Genomic DNA, 2,231 nt, shown 5'->3' with positions numbered 1-2,231 from the left:
ATTAACCCGGTACATGCCTCGCCCCTCGTGGGCGAAAAATTAATCTTGGGGAGGTTAATACCCCGCTCATATTGGGCGGCTTGTTTAAAACTAATCGCAAGCTCGCTAACCGCTAATCGCTTTTATTTAATTATTTAGTAATTCTATCCTTAAAATTACGATAATTAAGCTTAATATTGTTGACTTTTTGATTGAAAAAACTTGTAGTAGTCTTTTGCAAACGCATTAGCGGACTCTGACGCTTAAAGCTTTTGGGTCTTTGTTCTGGCGACTTTAAATACCTATAATGCAAAAACACATCTCGATATGGAATATTAACATCTTCACCAGCGCAAAGTTGAGTAAATTTTGATGAACTTATACTCATATAGTGCAGATATGTCAGCTGCCGTCCTTGGTCGTAAAGGATATTATCTACCACATCAAATTGAGAACTCCAGTGGTTTCCAGTTGCCTGTTCGCAGTCATAGCAGGCAAAGTTATAATAGGAAATTCCACTTCTCAACACTATATAGTTAAATAAAGATTGGTCAGGGGCTAAAAAGGCCATAACATCTGCTTCACCCGCTGTTAATTTGTTGAGTAAATCGGCTCTTAAAGCTGTAGAAAAAATATTTTTCTTAGTGGCAAACCAACCAGCGCAAAATACTTTATCCTGCAAGTTTTCTGAGTTGAAAATTTGCTGCATCTGCTCTGGGGAGCCATCAAAAATAAATTTTAAGTCAGATTTATATTGAAAATCATTGACTACCCAATCATAAGTATTTAATTTTTCATATACATAATTTATCGACCTCATTAACAAGGTATCTGCATCAAAATAAATAAATCTATCAAAGGGGCCATCCACAGCACAAAATTTGCGGTGCATTGGTAGCTCATAGAGTTCTGGAAAGCCCCACTCTCGCCAAGTTTTTTGTGCTCTGGGGTAATTTTTCCATATCTGGGTGGCAAAGTTATCCCAATAGGCTATGGAATCAGAGTCTTCAAATAAGCTGACATTATCTCTAGATGCAATCTCTGCCTTTACCTTGTCTAATCGCTGATTATATGGAAGTATACAAATAGGAATTTTCCTACCAGCATTAGCTTCTATACTATTGAGCAAGGCAACTAGTTGGTCATAGACAACATCATTGGCTAGGATATAAATGCCATCAATCATTGGGATACTCCTAATATTAACTACGGGCAGTAACAAAGGGAAATAAACGGCGAGTCAGTTTGGGGATAAAGGCGAATTTACCCTCATGGAGATAGCGATAATGTTCCCACAATTGCCAATAGGGACTACCAATTTTCATCCGCGTACCAGCCCAATGGAGATATTTTAGTCGTTGTCCTCGGTCATAGAGGGCGTAGTCTTGCAATGGAAAATAGTTGGGCGATGGAATTCACGTTCCTCAAAAAACGGCGTTGCTGATTCAGGAAAATTCTTACACTCCCCGTTCTTGTGTAAGTTTGTGTAGGGTAGCGTTTTTGGTCAACCTGCTTGTACTCTGTTGAACGTGTGGGAAAGAGCTACACTGGGCTTGACAATCGCTGGGACGATTTTCTCACAAGCCATTCTTGCACCCGATAAATTCCGTGCTGTTGGCCCTACTTGTAAAGCGGCTAAACCACCCATGATAAATAATTCACAACCAGGCCAACGCAGACAAGTATCTAAAACTGGTAAACCTTTGACTATGGGAATGGGGTAGGCTGCTAAAATGTCCTTTAATAAGGGTTCAGTGGTGACATCGAATTTAGTGCCAGTCGAAAGCCAAATGTAATCGCACTCGTGCTTACTACCATCACTACATTCGACGCGCCAATTTTCACCTAACCATTCGGCTTTTACTACTTGACAGTTTTCATCAATTCTGATTTTACCACGACGCATTTGTTGCCGTAGTTGGGTAGCGATCGCCGATGTCATAGAACCACCATTTCTAGCTTGCTGAATCATCATCACCCTTTGCCCCCAATCAGATTGAGCAAAAAAGCCTTTCAGATACTTTGGCCCTAACCAACCCGGTTCAGCGTCAAATAACTTTTCTGCTAATTGTCGCCGAATCATTAAATGCACCTTGGCACCACGAGAAATAGCACCTAATGCCAAATGTCCACTCGTCAAGCCACCACCCACAATTAACACTCTTTTACCCATCAACTGCAATTTTCGTAAATCAATAGTTTGTGAATGGCAAAGTCTATCTTGTGGGTAGGCTGTCTGAATTTGGTTTACC

The 2,231-nt window shown here is 40.5% G+C and carries 2 protein-coding genes and 1 pseudogene; all 3 read right to left on the bottom strand.

What is annotated here, in order from left to right; all coding sequences use genetic code 11:
• Nucleotides 1-130: 130 nt before the first annotated feature.
• A complete protein-coding gene (locus tag LC574_RS36690; protein ID WP_229458539.1) occupies nucleotides 131-1,165 on the bottom strand; it encodes an Npun_R2821/Npun_R2822 family protein in 1,035 nt (344 codons plus the stop codon).
• A 16-nt stretch (nucleotides 1,166-1,181) separates the two neighbouring features.
• Nucleotides 1,182-1,370 (bottom strand): hypothetical protein, encoded by a 189-nt coding sequence (locus LC574_RS36685; RefSeq protein ID WP_229458538.1) that lies wholly within the window; start codon nucleotides 1,368-1,370, stop codon nucleotides 1,182-1,184.
• Nucleotides 1,371-1,483: 113 nt separating this feature from the next.
• Nucleotides 1,484-2,231: pseudogene (locus LC574_RS36680) on the bottom strand (FAD-dependent oxidoreductase); the annotation flags it as partial.

It is taken from the genome of Nostoc sp. CHAB 5715 (genome assembly GCF_020829685.1).
Lineage (GTDB): Bacteria > Cyanobacteriota > Cyanobacteriia > Cyanobacteriales > Nostocaceae > Nostoc.
The sequence above is the reverse complement of the archived record's forward strand: the minus strand, read 5'-3'. Positions and strand labels throughout refer to the sequence as shown.

What these genes read in the sequence shown, in the direction of transcription:
- LC574_RS36690 (WP_229458539.1), bottom strand. Translation starts at nt 1,165, where the DNA reads ATGATTGATGGCATTTATATCCTAGCCAATGATGTTGTCTATGACCAA.